Raw genomic sequence first — 18,174 nt, 5'->3', positions numbered from 1 at the left:
CGTGCACGCGGTAAAACGCGCCGCAGCCGTTGCCCTCGCCTCCGCCGCGGGCGCAGCCGGTATCGCCTTGGCCGGGGCGGGAACCGCCTCTGCCGCACCGACGTACATCGGTCCGCTGTACTACGAGGTCACCCCGATCAGTCTCTTCGATGGCCCGGTCCAATGCAACGAAGCGGTGGCTGCCGAACGCGCCGCGGGCAACATCATCCTGGTGGACTGCTTGGCGATCAACGACCCATCAGCACCCTTTCCGTTGCAGAAACCCGCATCCCTACGCGTCGGCATCGACGTGAACGGGAGCTGACAGGCCCGACCCAATGACACATTCGGTCACCTATATGGACCGAACGTCACATTGGGTCCGCGCGGACAGTCGGGTCCGCGCGGACAGTCGACAAACGCCCGATGGCGCACCCGGCCGAAACCGGATGCGCCATCGGCGTTTGCACAGGTGAGGTTCAGCCTCGCCGTTCCTCGAAGTCTCCTTCGATGACCTGGAAGTGCGGGCCGTCCTTCTCTGCCCGTCGAGATGCTTCACGCATCTCGATTCCGTCGGTGATCAGATCACCGATCTCGCGGGTCACGTCGACAACGGCGGTCGCAATGATCACCGCGATCCGTCCGACATGCGCTGCGGTGGACTCGGTGAGCTCCTGGATGGTGTCCTTGTTGCGCTCGAATTTGCCGACCATGATCCCAAAACCTCTCAGGCTGCGACTTTTTGGCGTTCGATGATCACGCCGGTTTCCTTGTCGGGACCGGTGAAGCGATCGGGAAGCGCCATCTTGAAGATCTTGCCCCACACAGTACCGACCTGGTGGAAGAAGCCACCGGTGTTGTACGGCAGGTCGTACTTCTCGCAGAGCGCACGAACCTCGGGCGCGATCTCCGGGTAACGGTGGGCCGGCAGATCCGGGAACAGGTGGTGCTCGATCTGGTGCGACAGGTTGCCCGACATGATGTGGAACAACGGACTGCCCTCGATGTTGGCCGAGCCGAGCATCTGACGGACGTACCACTGACCGCGGGTTTCCTCAGCCGTCTCGTCGCGGCTGAATGTTTGAACGCCCGTGGGGAAGTGGCCACAGAAGATGATCGAGTAGGCCCAGACGTTGCGCACGATGTTAGCGGTGGCGTTGCCGATCAGAGTGGGGACGAACAGCGGTCCGGTCAGCGCCGGGAACACGATGTAGTCCTTGAGCACCTGACGCCCGGCCTTCTTCCACCAACCGATCATCAGCGGCTTGACGTCGTGCCACTTGCGCTTGCCCTGAACCACGTTCTCCGCTTCGAGATCGTGCAGCATCACGCCCCACTCGAACAGCATCATGAGCGCGAAGGCGTACACCGGGTTGCCCAGGTAGTACGGGTTCCACTTCTGGCCCTTGTCCATTCGCAGGATGCCGTAGCCGATGTCGCGGTCCATGCCCACGATGTTGGTGTAGGTGTGGTGCATGTAGTTGTGCGAGTGACGCCACTGATCGGCGGGGCATGCGGTGTCCCACTCGAAGGTGCGCGAGTTCAGGCCCGGCTCACGCATCCAGTCGTACTGGCCGTGCATCACGTTGTGGCCGATCTCCATGTTGTCCAGGATCTTGGACAGGCTGAGCGCGCCGACTGCGGCGAGCCACGCCGGCGGGAAGAAGCTGAGGTACATCAGGCCGCGCCCGGTGACCTCGAGCCCGCGCTGAGCCTTGATGATCTTGTAGATGTACTCGCGGTCCTCGTCGCCGAGCGAGGCGACCGTCCGTGCGCGCAGCTCGTCGAGCTCGCGACCGAGCTCCTCGACGTCCTCGTAGGACAGCACGACGGGGCCGTCGTTCTGCTTCTTCTCCTCGGTGCGATCCGAGCCTCCGGTGAGGAAGGGAATCGAGAAGGTGGGCAAGGGAAGTCCGAACATGGTTCCTCCTGTAAGTAGGTGGTGGTTCAGATGTCGATGTCGACGTCGCCGACAGGTACCGACACGCAAAGCTGAATGTGCGAGTCGGGATCCGAATCGACCTCGCCCGACTTGATGTTCTTGGTGCAGCCGGACTTCTTGACCGACGTGCAGGTGAAGCAGATACCCATGCGGCAGCCGTATTCCGGTGTGAGGCCGGCGGATTCGGCTTGCTCGAGCAGCGTGGTGCCCGAGTTCTCCGCGATGACGTCCGATGCGGAGAAGGACACCGTTCCGGTGGCGTCCTCGTCCGCCGCGGCAGGAGCGGTCACGAACTCCTCGGTGTGCAGCAGCTCGGCGAGGCCCAGCTCGTCGAAGATCCCGGAGACGCCCTTCATGAGGCCGGGAGGCCCGCAGAGGAACGTGTGCGCATCGGTGTGCCAGGGTGCGACGGCGCCGAGGTGCTCGGTGTCGAAGAATCCGTGCAGGTCGCCACCGTCTTCCTGATCGGTGTACGCGAAGTAGACGTCGACGTTGTCGTGCTGCGCCGCAATCGACTCGAGCTCTTGGCGGTACGGCACGTCCTTTTCGGTGTACGCGTAGTGCAGGAAGGCGACGCGCCCGGCGTACCCGTCGTCGACAAGCGTGCGCAGCATGGACATCACGGGAGTGACGCCGCTGCCGCCGCTGATCAGGAGGACGTTCTCCGGCAGTGGGGACGGAAGCGTGAACGTTCCCGACGCCTGCTCGAGGCTGACGACCAGGCCCGGCGTGGCGTGCGCGTTGAGGTGCTGGGAGACGATCCCATCCTTCTGAGCCTTGATCGTCAGTTCGATCTGGCCGTCGTCACGACGCTGCGAGCACGCCGGCGAGTAGCACCGCGTCTGGCGGATGCCGTCGACGACCACGCCGATCTGGACGAACTGCCCGGCCTCGAAGCCCTTCCAGTGCCGAGTGGGCCGAAGCGTCAGGGTCACGGTGTCCGGAGTCTGACGGCGCACCTCGGTCACCTCGGCACGCATCTCGTCGACCGACAGCATCGGGTCGACGAGTTCGAGGTACCGGTCGACGCGGTGAGGCGCAGTCATCGCCTCGAAGAGCGAGAGCAGCCTGCTACGGCCCCGAGCCGGTGATTCGGGAGCGAGTGTCACGTCAGCCTCCACTTCGTTTCGTGTTTCAGTGCACAAGCGTGCACTGGAAAGAGTGTGCCAGCCCGGACGTGCTGCTTTCAATGCCAATGTGAGCACCGTCACGCCGCCCTACCTGGTGTGACACGGGGATGGTTCACAACCTGTGGGTGTACACGCATACACTCATTACATGGCCGAGACCGTCAGTCGTGCGGAGCGCAAGGAGCGCACCCGGCAGTCGCTGGTCGACAGCACGCTCGAGCTGATCGCCGAGCGGAACTTCGCCAGCGTCAGTCTGCGCGAGGTGGCGCGCACCGCCGGTATCGTGCCGACCGCGTTCTACCGGCACTTCGCCTCGATGGAAGACCTGGGTATCGCGGTCGTCGAGGACAGCATGCGGGTACTACGGCACATGCTCCGCGATGCTCGTCGCACACCGTCGACAAAGAACGCGCGCGAGTCGCTCGCCATCCTGGTCCGGCAGGTCCACGCCCACGACGACCGGTTCCGTTTCCTGACCCGCGAGCGGTACGGCGGCGTCGTCGAAGTACGCCGCGCCATCGACACCGAACTTCGTCTGCTGGTCAGCGAGCTCACCATCGACCTCTCCCGGATGCCCGGGCTCGACGACTGGAGCGTCGACGACCTCGAGATGTGCGCGAGCCTCATCGTCAACACCATGCTGGGGACAGTTGTGGATCTGCTGGATCTGGCTCGGCCGGGTAGCGCGGCCGAACGCGACATCATTTCCCGCGCCGAACGACAGCTCCGCGTGATCATGCTCGGCATGAGCAAATGGGAACCCCGAGCAGGTTGATCTCCGGCGGCTTCAGGTTGGCCGCGGTCTACCCTGGGGCCGTGCGTATCCCGCTTGGCAGCCTGACGTTCGACGTCGACACCTACGGACCCGACGACGGCATCCCGGTGCTGATGCTGCACGGCTGGCCCACCACGTCGGCCAGCTGGACCCGCGTCGCCGACGCGTTGGCCCGTGACAACTTTCGACTGATCGTCCCGAACCAGCGTGGGTACTCCCCCGACGCGAGACCTCCTGCGGTGCAGGACTATCGGATCGGACACCTGGTGGACGATGCGATCGGCATCCTCGATGCCCTGGACGTCGAGTCGGCGCATCTCGTCGGACACGACTGGGGATCGGTGGTCGCGTGGGCCGTCGCGGCTCGTCGACCGGATCGGGTGCGGAGCTTGGTCACCGTCTCGGTTCCCCATCCGGGCGCCTATGGCTGGGCACTGGCGCACGACGACGACCAGAAACTGCGCGGAAGCTACATCGGCCTACTACGCCAGGCCGGGAGGGCGGAAGATCTACTGCTGGCAGACGATTGCCGTCGCCTCAGGGCCATGTTCGACGGCGCGAAGGACCCCTCGATCGTCGACGCGTACCTGCCGGTGGTCGGTACCAGGGACGGCCTGACAGCCGGATTGAACTGGTACCGGGCCATGACTCGCGATTTCGCCGACCTGCCTGCGGTGACGGTGCCGACCACGTTCGTGTGGAGCAACGGCGACACCGCGATCGGGCGCGCGGGGGTCGAGCGATGCCACGAATGGGTGCATGCGGACTACCGGTTCGTCGAGCTCGAGGGCAGCCACTGGATTCCCGAGGATTCCCCCGGCGCGCTGGCCGACGCCATCCGTGATCGGATCGGGCCGAACGCGCGCTAGGTCACCCGCGCTAGATCGCCCTGTGGCGCAGCCACTTTGAGTATTGCGATCAGACCCATCGCCAGCACCAACACGATGCCGAGGATTCCTGCTCGATCGGCGTCGAACACGAACACGAAGAACCCGAACAGCGCGGGCGAGAGGAACGAGACGGCCCGACCGGTGGTCGCGTACAGCCCGAACATCTGCCCTTCGCGTCCGGGCGGGGTGATGCGGGTGAGGAAGGTACGCGCGGACGACTGCGCCGGGCCGACGAACACGCACAGCATCAGTCCGAAGATCCAGAACATCGTGGGTCCGGACACGGCGAGCAGAACCAGGCCCGCGACGATCATGAGCGTCAGGGACCACACGATGACCTTCTTGGGGCCCACCGTGTCGTCGATGCGGCCGGCCAGGATCGCCCCGATGGCGGCGACGACGTTGGCCGCGACACCGAACAGCAGGACGTCGGCCGATCCGATTCCGTAGACCGACACCGCGAGAACTGCTCCGAAGGTGAACACCCCGGCCAGGCCGTCACGAAAGAGGGCACTCGCGATGAGGAAGTAGACGGTCCGCCTGTCGGTGCGCCACAGGTCCCTGAGGTCACGGCCCAAGGCTTTGTAGGACTCGACCACGCCTGCCCGCTTCACCTTGGCCGCGGTGGCCGGAAGCTCGGGCACGGCGAAGAACACGGGAATGGCGAAGGCCGCCAGCCACACTGCCGCCACCAGCGCGACGATTCTGATGTTCAGGCCACCGTCCGTGGTGATGCCGAACAGTCCGCGCGTGTCACCGTCGCCGGCGATGAAGCCCAGGTAGCAGATGAGCAACAGCACGATTCCGCCGAAATACCCCATGGCCCAACCGAAGCCGGACACTCGACCGATGTTGTCCGGGGTGGAGACCTGACGCAGCATGGCGGTGTACGGCACCTGCGCCAGCTCGAAGAAGATCGAACCGAGACCGAGGAGCACGAGTCCGAGCCACAGGTAGTGGTAGTCGTCGCGAACGAAGAACAGTCCGGCCATCGTGGCGACGGTGAGCGCCGTGAGCACGAACAGAGACCGCTTGCGGGTTCCGCTGTTGTCCTGCTGACGTCCGGTCACCGGAGCCAACAGCGCGATGAACACGCTGGCAATTCCCACCGACCAGCTGAACCAACTTGTCGCCGAGATCGAGCCGGGGAGGTCGACGCCCACTGCGTCGGTCAGGTACACCGAGAAAACGAACGTCAGGATGACCGCGTTGAAGGCGGCGGACCCCCAGTCCCACAATCCCCATGCGGCGACCTGACGCTTCGAGGTTGCCACGGCGACTTTGGCTTCGACCATGGGTGGAGCCTAAGCCCCTGTGCGCGATTTCCGGCCCCAGAGGGCCGGAAATCGCGCACAGGGAAGGGTTGCATATTCAACTCGTTGCATAGATACTTCGGCGGTGGCCCTGGAACACGCAGTTCTCGTCTCCCTCGCCGAACAACCGGCGTCGGGGTACGAGCTCGCGCGCCGTTTCGACAAGTCCATCGGCTACTTCTGGAACGCGACGCATCAACAGATCTATCGCGTTCTCGCCCGCATGGACGAGTCCGGATGGGTCACCGCCGATGCGGTGGCGCAGACCGGCAGACCGGACAAGAAGGTCTACACCGTCAGCGAATCCGGTCGGGCCGAGCTGAGCCGATGGATATCCGACACCACCGAACCGAGCCGACTGCGTGACGACCTCGCCGTGAAGATCCGCGGCGCCGCCTACGGAGACGTCGACGCGCTGCGCGCCGAAGTGTCCCGGCATCGGGATGTCCACAGCGAACGGCTCGAGCTCTACCGGCTCGCGGAGAAACGCGATTTCGCCGCGGCGAGCACTCTCACCGGCTCCGCGCTTCACCAGTATCTGGTGCTCCGCGGAGGTATCCGCGTCGAAGAAGGATTCGTCGGCTGGTGCGACGACGTTCTCGACGCCCTGAACCGTGAAGGATCCTGATGTCAGAGTTCCCGATTCTGTTGTCGCCGTTGCCCGTCGGCACCACCACCCTGAAGAACCGCGTCATCATGGGTTCCATTCACACCGGTCTCGAGGACCGCGCGAAGGACACGCGCAAACTCGCCGAGTACTTCGCCGAACGTGCGAGAGGCGGTGTCGCGCTGATCATCACCGGCGGATACGCCCCGAACCGCACCGGCTGGCTTCTGCCCTTCGGCGCCAAGCTGACCAACCGCATCGAAGCACGGCGGCACCGCACCATCACCGATGCGGTGCACCGCGACGGCGGCAAGATCGCACTGCAGATCCTGCACGCGGGGCGGTACTCCTACCATCCGCTCAGTGCCACCGCATCGTCGATCAAGGCCCCCATCAATCCTTTTCGTCCGCGGAAGCTGAGTGCGCGTGGCGTCGAGCGTCAGATTCGCAACTTCGTTCGGTGTGCGCGCCTTGCACAGTCGGCCGGGTACGACGGCGTCGAAATCATGGGCGGCGAAGGCTATTTCGTGAACCAGTTCCTCTCCGCACGCACCAACAAGCGCACGGACGCATGGGGCGGCACTGCCGAGAAGCGTCGCCGATTGGCTGTCGAGATCGTGCGGCGGACCCGAGAGGCCACCGGCGCCGATTTCCTGATCTCGTTCCGACTGTCCATGGCCGATCTCGTCGAGGACGGACAAACCTGGGCCGACGTCGTCGCTCTGGCGCACGAGGTCGAATCCGCCGGCGCCGACCTGATCAACACCGACATCGGATGGCACGAATCACGGGTCCCGACCATCGTCACCTCGGTACCGCGCGGCGCCTTCGTCTCCTTCACGAGTCGGCTCGCGCGCGAGGTGTCGATCCCCGTGGCCGCAGCCAACCGCATCAACATGCCCGAGTTGGCCGAAAAGATCCTGAGCGACGGCGACGCGGAGTTGGTATCCCTGGCGCGTCCCATGCTGGCCGATCCGTTCTGGACCGTGAAGGCGGCGGAAGGCCGACGCGACGAGATCAACACGTGCATCGCCTGCAACCAGGCGTGCCTCGACCACGTGTTCGTCCACAAGCGCGCGTCCTGCCTGCTCAACCCGCGCGCCGGCCGTGAAACCGAACTGGTCCTGTCCCCCACCCGCGCCGCGCAACGGGTCGCCGTGGTGGGAGCGGGTCCTGCCGGACTGTCGGCGGCGCTGAACATGGCCCAACGCGGACACCACGTGTCGCTGTTCGAGGCGCGCGACGAGATCGGCGGGCAGTTCGCCATCGCCCGGCGCATACCGGGCAAGGAGGAGTTCGCCGAGACCGTGCGCTACTACGAATCCGCCATGGCCGCAGCAGGAGTCGACGTCAAACTGGGCGCGCGCGTCACCGCCGAACAGTTGATCTCCGACGGTTACGACCGGGTCGTCGTCGCCACCGGTGTCACCCCGCGCATTCCCCGGATCTCCGGCATCGACCATCCCTCGGTGGTGACGTACGCCGACGCCGTTCTCGGCAGCGGCACGGTGGGCCGTCGCGTCGCCGTCATCGGGGCCGGTGGTATCGGCGTCGACGTCTCGGAATTCCTGACCACCGACGACTCACCCACCCTCGACATCGCCGAGTGGAAGCGCGAGTGGGGTGTCACCGACAGTCCGGAGGCGGCAGGCGCCTTGACGACGGCCGAACCGTCGGCGTCCGCTCGTGAGGTGTTCCTGCTTCAGCGCACGGCGGGCCGCATCGGGACCTCGCTCGGCAAGACCACCGGCTGGGTCCACCGGGCGGCTCTGAAGAACAAGAACGTTCAGGAAATTTCCGGAGTCAACTACGAACGCATCGACGACGACGGACTGCACATCAGCTTCGGCAAGAACCGTACGAAGCCGCGGACCCTCGCAATCGATACTGTCGTTGTCTGCGCAGGTCAGGAGTCGGTGCGCGACATCGTCGCGGACCTCGAGACCGCCGGCGTCCGCGTCGACGTGATCGGTGGGGCCGACGAAGCCGGGGAACTCGACGCCAAGCGCGCGATCATGCAGGGCACTCTCCTGGCCGCGTCGGTGTGATCTAGCCTGCTCTCATGAGCCTTCCGAAGCCGACCGAAGAAGCCCGCGCCGTCGTCACCGGAGCGTCCTCCGGAATCGGTGAGGCGCTCGCCACCGAACTCGCCGCCCGCGGTCACTCCCTGATCGTCGTCGCGCGTCGCGGCGAGTTGCTCGAGGCGCTCGCCGCAAAGCTGACGGCGGCCCACAACGTCCAGGTCGAGGTCCGAGTGCTCGACCTCAGCAACCGCGACAAGCGCCAGGAGTTGGTGGCGGAACTGTCCGAGCGCAACATCTCCATCCTCTGCAACAACGCCGGCATCGCGACGTTCGGCCCTGTCGCGCAGCTCGACCCGGCGTACGAACGCGACCAGGTCGAGCTCAATGCCGTTGCGGTGCACGACCTCACGCTGGCCGTCCTGCCGGGCATGATCGGCCGAGGCACCGGCGGCATCCTGATCACCGGGTCGGCCGCAGGCAACATGGCCATCCCCAACAACGCGACGTACGCCGCCACCAAGGCCTTCGTGAACACCTTCTCGGAGTCGCTGCGTGCGGAACTCCACGGCACGGGCGTCAACGTCACGCTGCTCGCCCCGGGCCCCGTCCGCACCGAGACCCCCGACCCGTCCGAGGAGTCGATCGTCGACAAGCTGGTCCCGGACTTCCTTTGGATCGGCAGCGACTACACCGCCAAGTTGTCGCTGGATGCGTTGGGCAAGAACAAGATGCGCGTCGTGCCGGGACTGCTGTCGAAGGGGATGTCGGTGGCGGGGCAGTACAGCCCGCGCTTCGTCAGTGCCCCCATCGTCGGGAGCTTCTACAAGAAGTTGGGCGGCTCGTAGGGACGACCTACCTCCGCCGCCTCCCCGTCCCGAAGATGCTGCGCGACAGCTCACGCCCGGCCGCGCTGGCCGCGGAGCGAAGGAAGCTCTTCACCGCGGGATTGCTCATCATGCGTTCGGCGGCGGACGGGCCCTCCGGGACCGGCGGGGGTGCGTCCGGCAGATCGGGGAGATCGGGCAGGTCCGCGGGCGGCGGCGCCATGCGCGCGTTCATCTTTTCGTACGCGGACTCTCGATCGATGGTCTGACCGTACTTGGCGAAGAGCGCACCGCTGGACGCCGCGGAGGTGATGGCGGGGTTGCCGATGGTGTCCATCAGTGACTGCGGCGGACGAATTCTGGTCCACGCCACCGGCGTCGGGGCGCCCTTCTCCGAGAGCACCGTCACGATGGCCTCACCGATACCCAACGTGGTGAGAGCTTGCTCGAGGTCGTAATTCTTCGTCTTCGGGTACGTGCGAACGGTTTTGGTGAGTGCCTTCTGGTCCTCCGGGGTGAACGCTCGCAGTGCGTGCTGAATGCGCGCGCCGAGCTGGGAGAGAATGTCGCTGGGAACGTCGGTGGGGAGCTGGGTGCAGAAGAAGACGCCGACGCCCTTGGACCGGATCAGTTTGACGGTCTGTTCCACCTGTTGCAGAAAGGCTTTGGATGCATCGGCGAACAGGAGGTGCGCCTCGTCGAAGATGAAGACGAGCTTCGGCTTGTCGATGTCGCCCTCCTCGGGGAGGGTTTGGAAGAGGTCCGCGAGCACCCACATCAGGAACGTCGAGAACATCACCGGACGTGCGGCCAACGCTCCCAGTTCGAACAGACTGATGACGCCGCGACCGTCGGGCCCGACCCGCAACAGGTCGGCGGTGTCGAGTTCGGGTTCACCGAAGAACGTGTCGCCGCCGTCGGCTTCGAGGTTGGCCAGCGCACGCAGAATGACCCCGGCGGTGGCGGAGGAGACGCCGCCGATCCCCTTGAGATCGGCTTTGCCCTCGTCGGACGTCAGGTGGGTGATGACCGCCCGCAGGTCCTTCAGGTCGAGGAGCGCAAGCCCCTGAGAGTCGGCCCAATGAAAGATCAGACCCAGCGTCGATTCCTGAGTCGGGTTGAGCGCCAATACTTTACTGAGCAGAATCGGACCGAAGGCGGAGATCGTCGCGCGAACAGGAACACCGATACCCTCGGTTCCCAGCGACAGGAACTCGACCGGGAAGGCCGTCGGCTGCCAGTTTTCGGCGCCGGTGTCGGAGGCACGCGACCGGATCTTCTCGTTGTCCTCACCCGCGGCGGACAGCCCCGACAGGTCACCCTTGATGTCGGCCATGACCACGGGAACCCCTGCAGCAGAGAGCTGTTCGGCGATCCCCTGCAGCGTCTTCGTCTTGCCCGTTCCGGTCGCACCGGCCACGAGCCCGTGCCGGTTCATCATCGCGAGCGGGATGCGCACCCGGGCACCGGGCGCCAATGCACCGTCGAGCAGCGCCGTTCCCAGCTCGAGCGCGGCCCCCTCCGACGCGTATCCCGCCATGATCTCGGCGGCAGCGCCGGACGGGGCAGGCTCGGCTGTGACTGGGGCGGTGGCTGCGGCTGCGGCGTCCTTCTCGGCCTGCGCCAGCTCCGCGGCTGCGGCAGCGGCCGCAGCACGCGCGGCGGCCAAGCGATCGGCCGGACTCTGCGGTGTGTCACTCATCGACTTCGCTCTTCTCGTCGGGTGCGTGTGTCCACCGCAGACACTAATAGGAATGCACCCCCACTACTGTGGGACCGGTGCAGGACAAACTTGTGTGGATCGATTGCGAGATGACCGGGCTCGACACCGGCTCGGACAAGCTCATCGAGATCGCGGCTCTGGTGACGGACAGCGACCTCAACGTGCTGGGTGAGGGTGTCGACATCGTCATCCACGCCGACGACGATGCGCTGGCGGCCATGCCCGAAGTGGTCACGGCAATGCACGCCAAGTCCGGCCTCACCGAGGAAGTCCGCCGCTCGACGGTGACCCTGCGTGAGGCCGAGGAGAAGGTTCTCGCTTACATCCGCGAGCACGTCACGACGCCGGGAACGGTCCCACTTGCCGGCAACTCCATCGGCACCGACCGTGGTTTCATCGCGCGCGACATGCCCGAGCTCGACAACTACCTGCACTATCGGATGATCGACGTGAGCTCGATCAAGGAGCTGGCCCGGCGCTGGTTCCCCCGGATCTACTTCGGCCAGCCGCCGAAAGGTCTTGCTCACCGCGCCCTCGCGGACATCGAGGAATCGATCCGCGAACTGCAGTACTACCGCCGCACCGTGTTCGTGGCCGACCCCGGCCCGTCGAGCGACGAGATCGCCGCGGTAGTCGAGTCGCTGACGCGGCAAACGGATACCGATTAGCCCTAGCCGCGGGCGGCACGCTAGTATTTTCCAGCGCGCAAGCGTGATGGTGGCTGTAGTTCAGTTGGTAGAGCACCAGGTTGTGATCCTGGCTGTCGCGGGTTCGAGTCCCGTCAGCCACCCGATGAAAGGCCCCGGTTTCCGTAAGGAAGCCGGGGCCTTTTTCGTACCCCACCCGCTGTGAGTGATTTAGTGCCCCCCAGGGCACTGAATCACTCACAGCAGCGAAGCGCCCTCGCCTAATTACGTTGTTGTAATTCATCATTCGAGTTACCAATGGGTACTCATGTGACGTAACGTGACTTCTGGCGCTCTTGGGGAAGGTGCGCACAGAGTAATTGCATGATGCTTATGAGACGTGCCCGAAAAACGGGTGACGACGTCTCGCTGCTGCATGCGTGTTGCCGCCTGCCCTCCCCGACTGCGCTTCGAGCGAGTCGACACGGAGGTAACTGATGGGCCTGGAACACACTGCACGAATCGCGCGCCGACGCCGATGGGGATCCGGCGTCGTCGCGAGCGTGGCCGTCACCGGCTCACTCATGTTCGTCGCACAGCCTGCCGCGGTCGCCGCTCCCGCGATTCCGCCGCTGCCTGCGATTCCGCTGGACGGGCTACTCCCCTACGTGGACCTCTCGTCGCTCGACCTGACGACGCTGTCTGCGTTCGAGATCCCGGCCATCACCATCGATACTGCTCAGCGCGCAGCGATTCTCGCCGCCGTCTTCGACGCCACGGGCGTTCTGATCCAGGAAGTGGCGGGCCTCGTCGTCGGCGACACCACGACGATCGTTCCCGACGTCACCACTCCCCTGCCGTCACCCGACGCTCCGCCCGCGGTGGGTGTCGGCGGCGCACGCCTCCCCCTCGACCGCGGCGCCTACCGATTGACGTCGAACTACGGCATGCGTGACAACCCGACCGGGGCCGGGCGTCGCAATCACCAGGGAATCGACCTGGCTGCCGACTCGGGAACTCCGATCTACGCCGTCACCGGCGGGACGGTCGTGCAGGCCGGCGACAACGGTGACGGATACGGCAACCTCGTTCGCATCAAGAGCGGCAACACCGAGGTCTACTACGGGCACCAGTCGTCGGTGAACGTCAAGGTCGGCGACACCGTCGCAGCGGGACAACGGATCGGTTCCGTTGGCAGCACGGGTAATTCGACCGGGCCGCACCTGCACTTCGAGGTGCGCCGCGGAGGATCGAGCGTCGATCCGACCGGTTACCTCACCGCACTCGGACTGAACGTGGCCGGTTCGTCGGCCCGCGACTGAGACGACCGAGGGAACCGACCGAGGGTCAGACGCTGGACGCGTTACCCGCTTTCCAGGTCTCCCACGGGATGTTCCAGTCACCGAGACCGTCTGTGCCGGAAAGGGTTCCGCCCACGGTGTTCTTGACGACAGCGAGGTCGCCGCGCTTGAGGTTGTCGTAGATCCACTTGGCGTTCGACGGGCTCAGATTCAGGCAGCCGTGGCTGACGTTGCTGTACCCCTGCTGCCCGACGGACCACGGTGCGGAGTGAAAGAAGATGCCGCTGTACGACATTCGGGTGGCCCAATCGACCTCGGTGCGGTAGCCCGACGGTGAGTCGACGGGTACCCCGTACGTCGACGAGTCCATGACCATGTGCGAGAACTTGTCGCCGACGATGTAGACGCCGTTGTCGGTCGGGGTGCTGTTCTTGCCCATCGACGTGGGCATCGTGCGGACGTCCTGGCCGTTGATGTTGATGGTGACCTGCTTGGTGCTGTCGTCTGCGGTCGCGATCACCGCGTCGCCGATCGTGAAACGGGTGGACGCGTTCTCCTGTCCGAAGAGACCGTCACCGAGGTTGCGGCCGAACACCTTCACATCGACGTCGACCGTCGTGCCCGGCGCCCAGTAGTTCTGCGGACGCCACCGGACCTCCTTCTGGTTGACCCAGTAGAAGGCACCCTCGACGGGCGGATTGGTGGTGATGGTGATCGCGTTCTGCGCAGCGATCTTGTCCGGGATGCTCTCGTCGAACTGAATGGCAACCGGTTGGCCGATTCCGACGACTTCGTTCTCGGATGGCAGCAGGTAGGGCTTGGTGTAGTTGCCCGGCGACGTGGTGGTGAAGCTGGAGCTCGCGGTCGTGGCGCCACCGAGACCGTACGCGTCGGCGCGCAGTTGGTAGGTGGTGTTGTATTTCATCGGTTGCGTGTTCACCCAGGACAGCCCGTCCGGTGCAATGTCGCCGGTGAGCGCGGCGCCGGTCGGATCGAGCAACGACACTGCAGCCAAGCGGCCGCCGTCGACGCGTGCGGTGACGGGGTCGCCGGGCGAGAATCCGACGGAGGCGTCGAGGGCGGACAGTTCGATCTTCGGCTTCAGCAATTCCGACAGCGGGTTGGAATCGATCGGGACGACAGGAGCCTGCGCGGCGGGCGGCGACTGGCTGCATCCGGTCAGCACGGCGAGCGCGATCACGACGGGCAACGCCCCAATCCACGCCCGTTTACGGCCTGAATTCGATCGCACGCTCATGTGTTTTCAACTCCGCTTCGACGCTCACTTCGTGAAACCTCATGGTGCCAGGGCGTCGGAGCTTCTTCCACCTGCGACAGGGTGATCGCGGTAACGGCTGAGTACCGATCGCGAGTCGGAGCGACAATATTCGACTGTCGCCTATCTTTTGTCGATCGAAACCGAACTCCGGGCCCGTTTCAGAGCAATCGCGGTTCGAATCGCATAAACAAGAGCGCTGACAAAGAACATCGCGGCGACGAGGAGAATCCACCGCACAAGGTACGGCTCCTGCGTCAGTCCGGTAGCCGCGAGGTAGGCCTCCTCGCCCTGAGAGACGATGCCGGGAAAGAACAGCAGGAAGGTCAGGCCCGTCGCCAGAACAGGGACGCGAATGTAGTTCAGTACCGGCACAATTGCGGTCTGTCGACGGCGGCGCCCGCGCATGGCGTCCAACCCGGATCGCAGGGAGAGATCCGCGACGGCGTAGAGGGGAAAGAGCACCAGATCGTGTGCGATGGCAGCTCCGACGAACCAGACCGCGATCGATTGCCACCACACATCGGTGTTCCAGAAGGCCTCGGGGCCGGCGGTGTAGACGACCGCCGCACCCACCGCGAAGCAGAAAATCATCGCCAGGAGGTGCAATGGATTGGCGCCGTAGAATTTGACGAATCGTGTCATCTCACGCCTGCCTGAATTGAATCGACCGCACCCATTTCGTCTGGTGCACGCCGGGAATTCCCGGAATCATGATCCTCGCCGGATAGCCGTGGTCCAGTGACAGATCGACACCGTTCACCTGCAGTGCCAGCAGAGAATCCTCGTCCGCGAACTGATTCGCGGGGAAGGCGACGCGGTTGAACGAACCGGCTTTCTCGAGCGACTGCACCTCGGCACTGTCGATGGTGTCGACGCCCACCGTGGCCTGCAGATCGCGCAGGCGAACCCCCGTCCACGTCTGCACCGTCGACCACCCTTCGACGCAGGAGATGGGCAAGCGGGCGGTGTGCTGCGGCATGGCCAGCAGGTCCGCTCGACTCAACTCCATCGGGGCGTCGCCGCCAAGAAGGGTCAGTCGCCACTCGTTTCCGGTGTCCTCCGTCGTCACTCCGGCGGCCACCGAGGTGCGGTTGATCTGGAAATCGTTCGGCCCGTCTCCATAGGAGCGGCCCCGCGGCAGCAGAATCGCGGCGTTCCGCAGGACCCCGCCCGTCGTCTGGCCCACCGTCAGGAGGGCGACGAACACCGCGGATCCACCGACGAGCACGAGTGCTCCACGGCGGCTGACCGTCGCGGGCGCGGGGTCGGGAGCGACGAGTCCCGTGTCGTCGACCGGTTCGGGCTCGGTGTCCGCGACGCGTTGGTGCATGACCTCCATGAAGGAGCGTCCGCGCAGCGTCCGCACCATCACCGGCACCTTGACCACGACGTGCGCGACGAAACCGCCGATGAACACCCACGCTCCCCAGTAGTGAGCGGTGTAGAAGCTGAACCCGAAGATGTAGTCGTACTGGATGTTGAGAACGCCGGTGACGATCTCGAACAGAATGCCGCCCACGAGAGCGAGCAACGACACGCGCTCGAGCGCCTGGGCCGGCGACCGCACCGGAGGGAGCTCGAAGAACTTCGGGATGACCGACCACAGCTTCGCGAGCACGATCGGGATCAGGACGAGCCCCAGACCGACGTGCAGCCCCTGGTTGAGTCGGTAGATCCACGACGGCCGCGTCGGCCAGTCGAAGTAGGGCAGCCGCAACCACGACACGTCGCCCGGCATGGACTGGCCGAATCGTGGTCCGTAGGCGACCCAGGACAGCAGTCCGGTGACGATGACGATCGGCAACCCGATCAGAAGCACTGCCCCCAAGATCGAGGTGAGCCACGGGCCGCGCAGGGGGCTGCGGAATCGCGCTGTGATCGGACCGCTCACGACGACCTTCTCTCTGTACTGTTCGGTACAGCTTGTGCGGGAAACGACCGGCGGTCAAGACCCAACTTCATTCGGTTATCGACTCTGCGACCCTGCGAACAGCCGCGTCGACGAGATCGCGAAGCGGACTCACGTCACCGGCCAAGCGCCCCAACAACATTCCGCCCTGCAGTCCGGCGACCAACATCGCCGCCAACCGATCGGAGTCCGCATCGACCGCGAGATCTCCTCGCATCTGCATGGAACGCAGGCCATCTGCCAAGGGCCGTTCCCACCGCCGAAAGGCGCTGTCGAGCACCGGACGAAAGGCAGCGTCGTTCTTCAACTCTGCGGCCAGCGACCCGAGCGGACACGCAAACGGGCCTCCGGGGGCGCTGTGGCGCACCACCACTGCTGCTGCCCACGCTTCGATGCCGCGCATCGTGTTCACGCCGGACAGTTCCGGCTGGGCGGCCAGAACCACCTCGAGTTGCCTTTCGATGACGGCGACGACGAGATCGGCCTTGTCGGAAAAGTAGTGATACATCTGCGACTTGCCGGTTCCCGACGCCACCAGCACGTCGTCCAGACTCGTCGCGGCGACACCCCGGTCGTACATCATGGCCGCGGCGGCGTCGACGATCGCCGCTCGCGTGCGCCGCCCACGGGCGGTCGCGGGCAACGCCCGCGGGGGTCTACCTGCACTCACGTACCGAACAGTACATGCGCGGAAATGGCTGGCAAAAGTTTGTTTTTACCGGTTTCCAAAGATCTTCCGAAATATTTCGGTCCGAATCTCGACCGGCGCCGAATAGGGGGCATCGGGATCCTCGATTTCGGTAGATCGACCACAACCACCGGTCGATGTGGGAGACTCGAGCGCGATCGTGTCCGTCAGATCCACTGATGTGCAACGATTTTCGCTTTGCTAAGGATTCTGCTCCACCAGCGCTTCGGGACACGACCAATCCGGAGTACAGGGTGTACCGAATTACCCACATCTTCAGCCGACTACCAAGAAGGGCAAATCAAGAAATGTTCACACTCCGTAAGGCCGTAGTTGCCACCGCTATCGGTGCGCTTGCCATCGTTCCCCTCGCAGCGTGCTCGTCCAGCGACGACTCCTCCTCCACGACCACGTCGTCGGCCTCGTCGGAGTCCTCCGCAGCCACGACGTCCGCCGAGCCGGCTCCCGCCGCCGAGGTTCCCGCACTCACGGGTCGTGACACGGCAGTCAAGCTCGACGCCGGATTCGCCCAGGCGCTCACCACCCTCGGACTCACCCCGGGCACGGTCGGCACCGCCACACTCGTCGACGGATCGCTGATCTTCCCGATCACCGGCGGCAACGTGAAGTACTGGACCCCCGGAACGGTCGACCCCTACGTACAGGGCGAGATCCTCCACAACGGCAGCGGCTTCTCGCTCACCGCTGGCGGCACCACCGTCGAGCTCACCAACTTCGACATCGATCCCGGCACCTCGGTGCTGACCGGTGACGTGGCCGTCAACGGCCAGAGTGCCGCCACCGGCGCCGTGCTCTTCGATCTCGACGGACGCACCCTGCAGCCGCTCCAGACCGGACCCGACAACACCGCAATTCTGACCGGCACAACCGTGCACATCTCGTCCACCGCAGCGGACCTGCTGAACAAGACGTTCAACACCACGGCCGTCACCCCGGGCCTGCTCGTGGGCGTTGCGACCATCACGGTCAACACCGCGTAGTCACCCGCTGAGCCGTAACAGGCAAGGCGGCAATACAAGCGATGCGCCGGACCCCATCGGGTCCGGCGCATCGCTTGTCTGTGTCCGGACCCCGCAGAAACCACGAGTAGATGCCCTGCTCGTCCGCTACAGTAACCGCTATGACGCAAACGCGGCTGATTCA

18 protein-coding genes and 1 tRNA gene are annotated in these 18,174 nt (G+C 65.0%); 10 read left to right on the top strand and 9 right to left on the bottom strand.

Going from position 1 to position 18,174, the window contains the following annotated elements:
- Position 1 precedes the first annotated feature (1 nt).
- Positions 2 to 304: a hypothetical protein gene (locus tag AC59JP_RS00940; protein ID WP_497323753.1), complete on the top strand. Its 303-nt coding sequence runs from the start codon at positions 2 to 4 to the stop codon at positions 302 to 304.
- Between the two features lie 154 nt (positions 305 to 458).
- Here the strand turns inward: AC59JP_RS00940 and AC59JP_RS00935 are convergent, their stop codons facing one another.
- Genes AC59JP_RS00935 through AC59JP_RS00925 form a run of 3 tightly spaced genes read right to left on the bottom strand, consistent with a single transcriptional unit; the run spans position 459 to position 2,967 of the window.
- The gene (locus tag AC59JP_RS00935) at positions 459 to 692 is read right to left on the bottom strand and encodes a hypothetical protein (protein WP_497323752.1); all 234 of its coding nucleotides are present in this window, start codon (positions 690 to 692) and stop codon (positions 459 to 461) included.
- Positions 693 to 706: 14 nt separating this feature from the next.
- A complete protein-coding gene (locus tag AC59JP_RS00930; RefSeq protein WP_497323751.1) occupies positions 707 to 1,900 on the bottom strand; it encodes a fatty acid desaturase family protein in 1,194 nt (397 codons plus the stop codon).
- A gap of 26 nt (positions 1,901 to 1,926) precedes the next feature.
- Positions 1,927 to 2,967: a ferredoxin reductase gene (locus tag AC59JP_RS00925; protein ID WP_497324826.1), complete on the bottom strand. Its 1,041-nt coding sequence runs from the start codon at positions 2,965 to 2,967 to the stop codon at positions 1,927 to 1,929.
- Positions 2,968 to 3,199: 232 nt separating this feature from the next.
- On the opposite strand from AC59JP_RS00925, the gene AC59JP_RS00920 reads away from it, so the two are divergent.
- Together AC59JP_RS00920 and AC59JP_RS00915 are read left to right on the top strand one after the other, a co-directional pair.
- The gene (locus tag AC59JP_RS00920) at positions 3,200 to 3,826 is read left to right on the top strand and encodes a TetR family transcriptional regulator (protein ID WP_497323750.1); all 627 of its coding nucleotides are present in this window, start codon (positions 3,200 to 3,202) and stop codon (positions 3,824 to 3,826) included.
- A 41-nt stretch (positions 3,827 to 3,867) separates the two neighbouring features.
- A complete protein-coding gene (locus AC59JP_RS00915) occupies positions 3,868 to 4,695 on the top strand; it encodes an alpha/beta fold hydrolase (RefSeq protein ID WP_497323749.1) in 828 nt (275 codons plus the stop codon).
- On the opposite strand, the gene AC59JP_RS00910 is transcribed toward AC59JP_RS00915, so the two are convergent.
- A complete protein-coding gene (locus AC59JP_RS00910) occupies positions 4,692 to 6,011 on the bottom strand; it encodes an MFS transporter (RefSeq protein WP_497323748.1) in 1,320 nt (439 codons plus the stop codon). The genes AC59JP_RS00915 and AC59JP_RS00910 overlap by 4 nt on opposite strands.
- 103 nt (positions 6,012 to 6,114) lie before the next feature.
- Between AC59JP_RS00910 and AC59JP_RS00905 the strand changes: the two genes are divergently transcribed.
- From AC59JP_RS00905 to cmrA, 3 genes are read left to right on the top strand one after another with little or no spacing between them, the layout of a single operon-like run.
- Positions 6,115 to 6,657 (top strand): PadR family transcriptional regulator, encoded by a 543-nt coding sequence (locus tag AC59JP_RS00905; protein WP_497323747.1) that lies wholly within the window; start codon positions 6,115 to 6,117, stop codon positions 6,655 to 6,657.
- Positions 6,657 to 8,684, top strand: a complete 2,028-nt coding sequence (locus AC59JP_RS00900; RefSeq protein WP_497323746.1) for an FAD-dependent oxidoreductase — start codon at positions 6,657 to 6,659, stop codon at positions 8,682 to 8,684. Before AC59JP_RS00905 ends, AC59JP_RS00900 begins: the two co-directional genes overlap by 1 nt.
- Positions 8,685 to 8,698: 14 nt before the next feature.
- Positions 8,699 to 9,505: a mycolate reductase gene (gene cmrA, locus AC59JP_RS00895; protein ID WP_497323745.1), complete on the top strand. Its 807-nt coding sequence runs from the start codon at positions 8,699 to 8,701 to the stop codon at positions 9,503 to 9,505.
- A 7-nt stretch (positions 9,506 to 9,512) separates the two neighbouring features.
- Here cmrA and AC59JP_RS00890 read toward each other — a convergent pair whose 3' ends face one another.
- Positions 9,513 to 11,186: a helicase HerA-like domain-containing protein gene (locus tag AC59JP_RS00890; RefSeq protein ID WP_497323744.1), complete on the bottom strand. Its 1,674-nt coding sequence runs from the start codon at positions 11,184 to 11,186 to the stop codon at positions 9,513 to 9,515.
- Positions 11,187 to 11,263: 77 nt separating this feature from the next.
- Between AC59JP_RS00890 and orn the strand changes: the two genes are divergently transcribed.
- From orn to AC59JP_RS00875, 3 genes are all read left to right on the top strand, one after another.
- Positions 11,264 to 11,875: an oligoribonuclease gene (orn, locus tag AC59JP_RS00885; RefSeq protein WP_497323743.1), complete on the top strand. Its 612-nt coding sequence runs from the start codon at positions 11,264 to 11,266 to the stop codon at positions 11,873 to 11,875.
- A 49-nt stretch (positions 11,876 to 11,924) separates the two neighbouring features.
- Positions 11,925 to 11,997 (top strand) — tRNA-His (locus AC59JP_RS00880).
- A gap of 333 nt (positions 11,998 to 12,330) precedes the next feature.
- Entirely contained in the window at positions 12,331 to 13,155 is an 825-nt protein-coding gene (locus tag AC59JP_RS00875; protein WP_497323742.1) for a M23 family metallopeptidase, read from the top strand.
- 25 nt (positions 13,156 to 13,180) lie between these two features.
- Here the strand turns inward: AC59JP_RS00875 and AC59JP_RS00870 are convergent, their stop codons facing one another.
- The 4 genes from AC59JP_RS00870 to AC59JP_RS00855 all read right to left on the bottom strand — a co-directional run bounded on the left by AC59JP_RS00870 (position 13,181) and on the right by AC59JP_RS00855 (position 16,992).
- On the bottom strand, positions 13,181 to 14,392 hold the full coding sequence (locus AC59JP_RS00870; protein ID WP_497323741.1) for a L,D-transpeptidase: 1,212 nt from the start codon (positions 14,390 to 14,392) through the stop codon (positions 13,181 to 13,183).
- 141 nt (positions 14,393 to 14,533) lie between these two features.
- Positions 14,534 to 15,055 (bottom strand): hypothetical protein, encoded by a 522-nt coding sequence (locus AC59JP_RS00865; protein ID WP_497323740.1) that lies wholly within the window; start codon positions 15,053 to 15,055, stop codon positions 14,534 to 14,536.
- A gap of 1 nt (position 15,056) precedes the next feature.
- Positions 15,057 to 16,304 (bottom strand): molybdopterin-dependent oxidoreductase, encoded by a 1,248-nt coding sequence (locus AC59JP_RS00860; RefSeq protein WP_497323739.1) that lies wholly within the window; start codon positions 16,302 to 16,304, stop codon positions 15,057 to 15,059.
- A gap of 67 nt (positions 16,305 to 16,371) precedes the next feature.
- On the bottom strand, positions 16,372 to 16,992 hold the full coding sequence (locus tag AC59JP_RS00855) for a TetR/AcrR family transcriptional regulator (RefSeq protein ID WP_497323738.1): 621 nt from the start codon (positions 16,990 to 16,992) through the stop codon (positions 16,372 to 16,374).
- Positions 16,993 to 17,318: 326 nt separating this feature from the next.
- Between AC59JP_RS00855 and AC59JP_RS00850 the strand changes: the two genes are divergently transcribed.
- Positions 17,319 to 18,011, top strand: a complete 693-nt coding sequence (locus AC59JP_RS00850) for a hypothetical protein (protein WP_497323737.1) — start codon at positions 17,319 to 17,321, stop codon at positions 18,009 to 18,011.
- Positions 18,012 to 18,174 lie beyond the last annotated feature (163 nt).

The organism is Rhodococcus sp. 320_ES (assembly GCF_059691855.1).
This window is presented reverse-complemented; position numbering and strand designations above follow the sequence as displayed.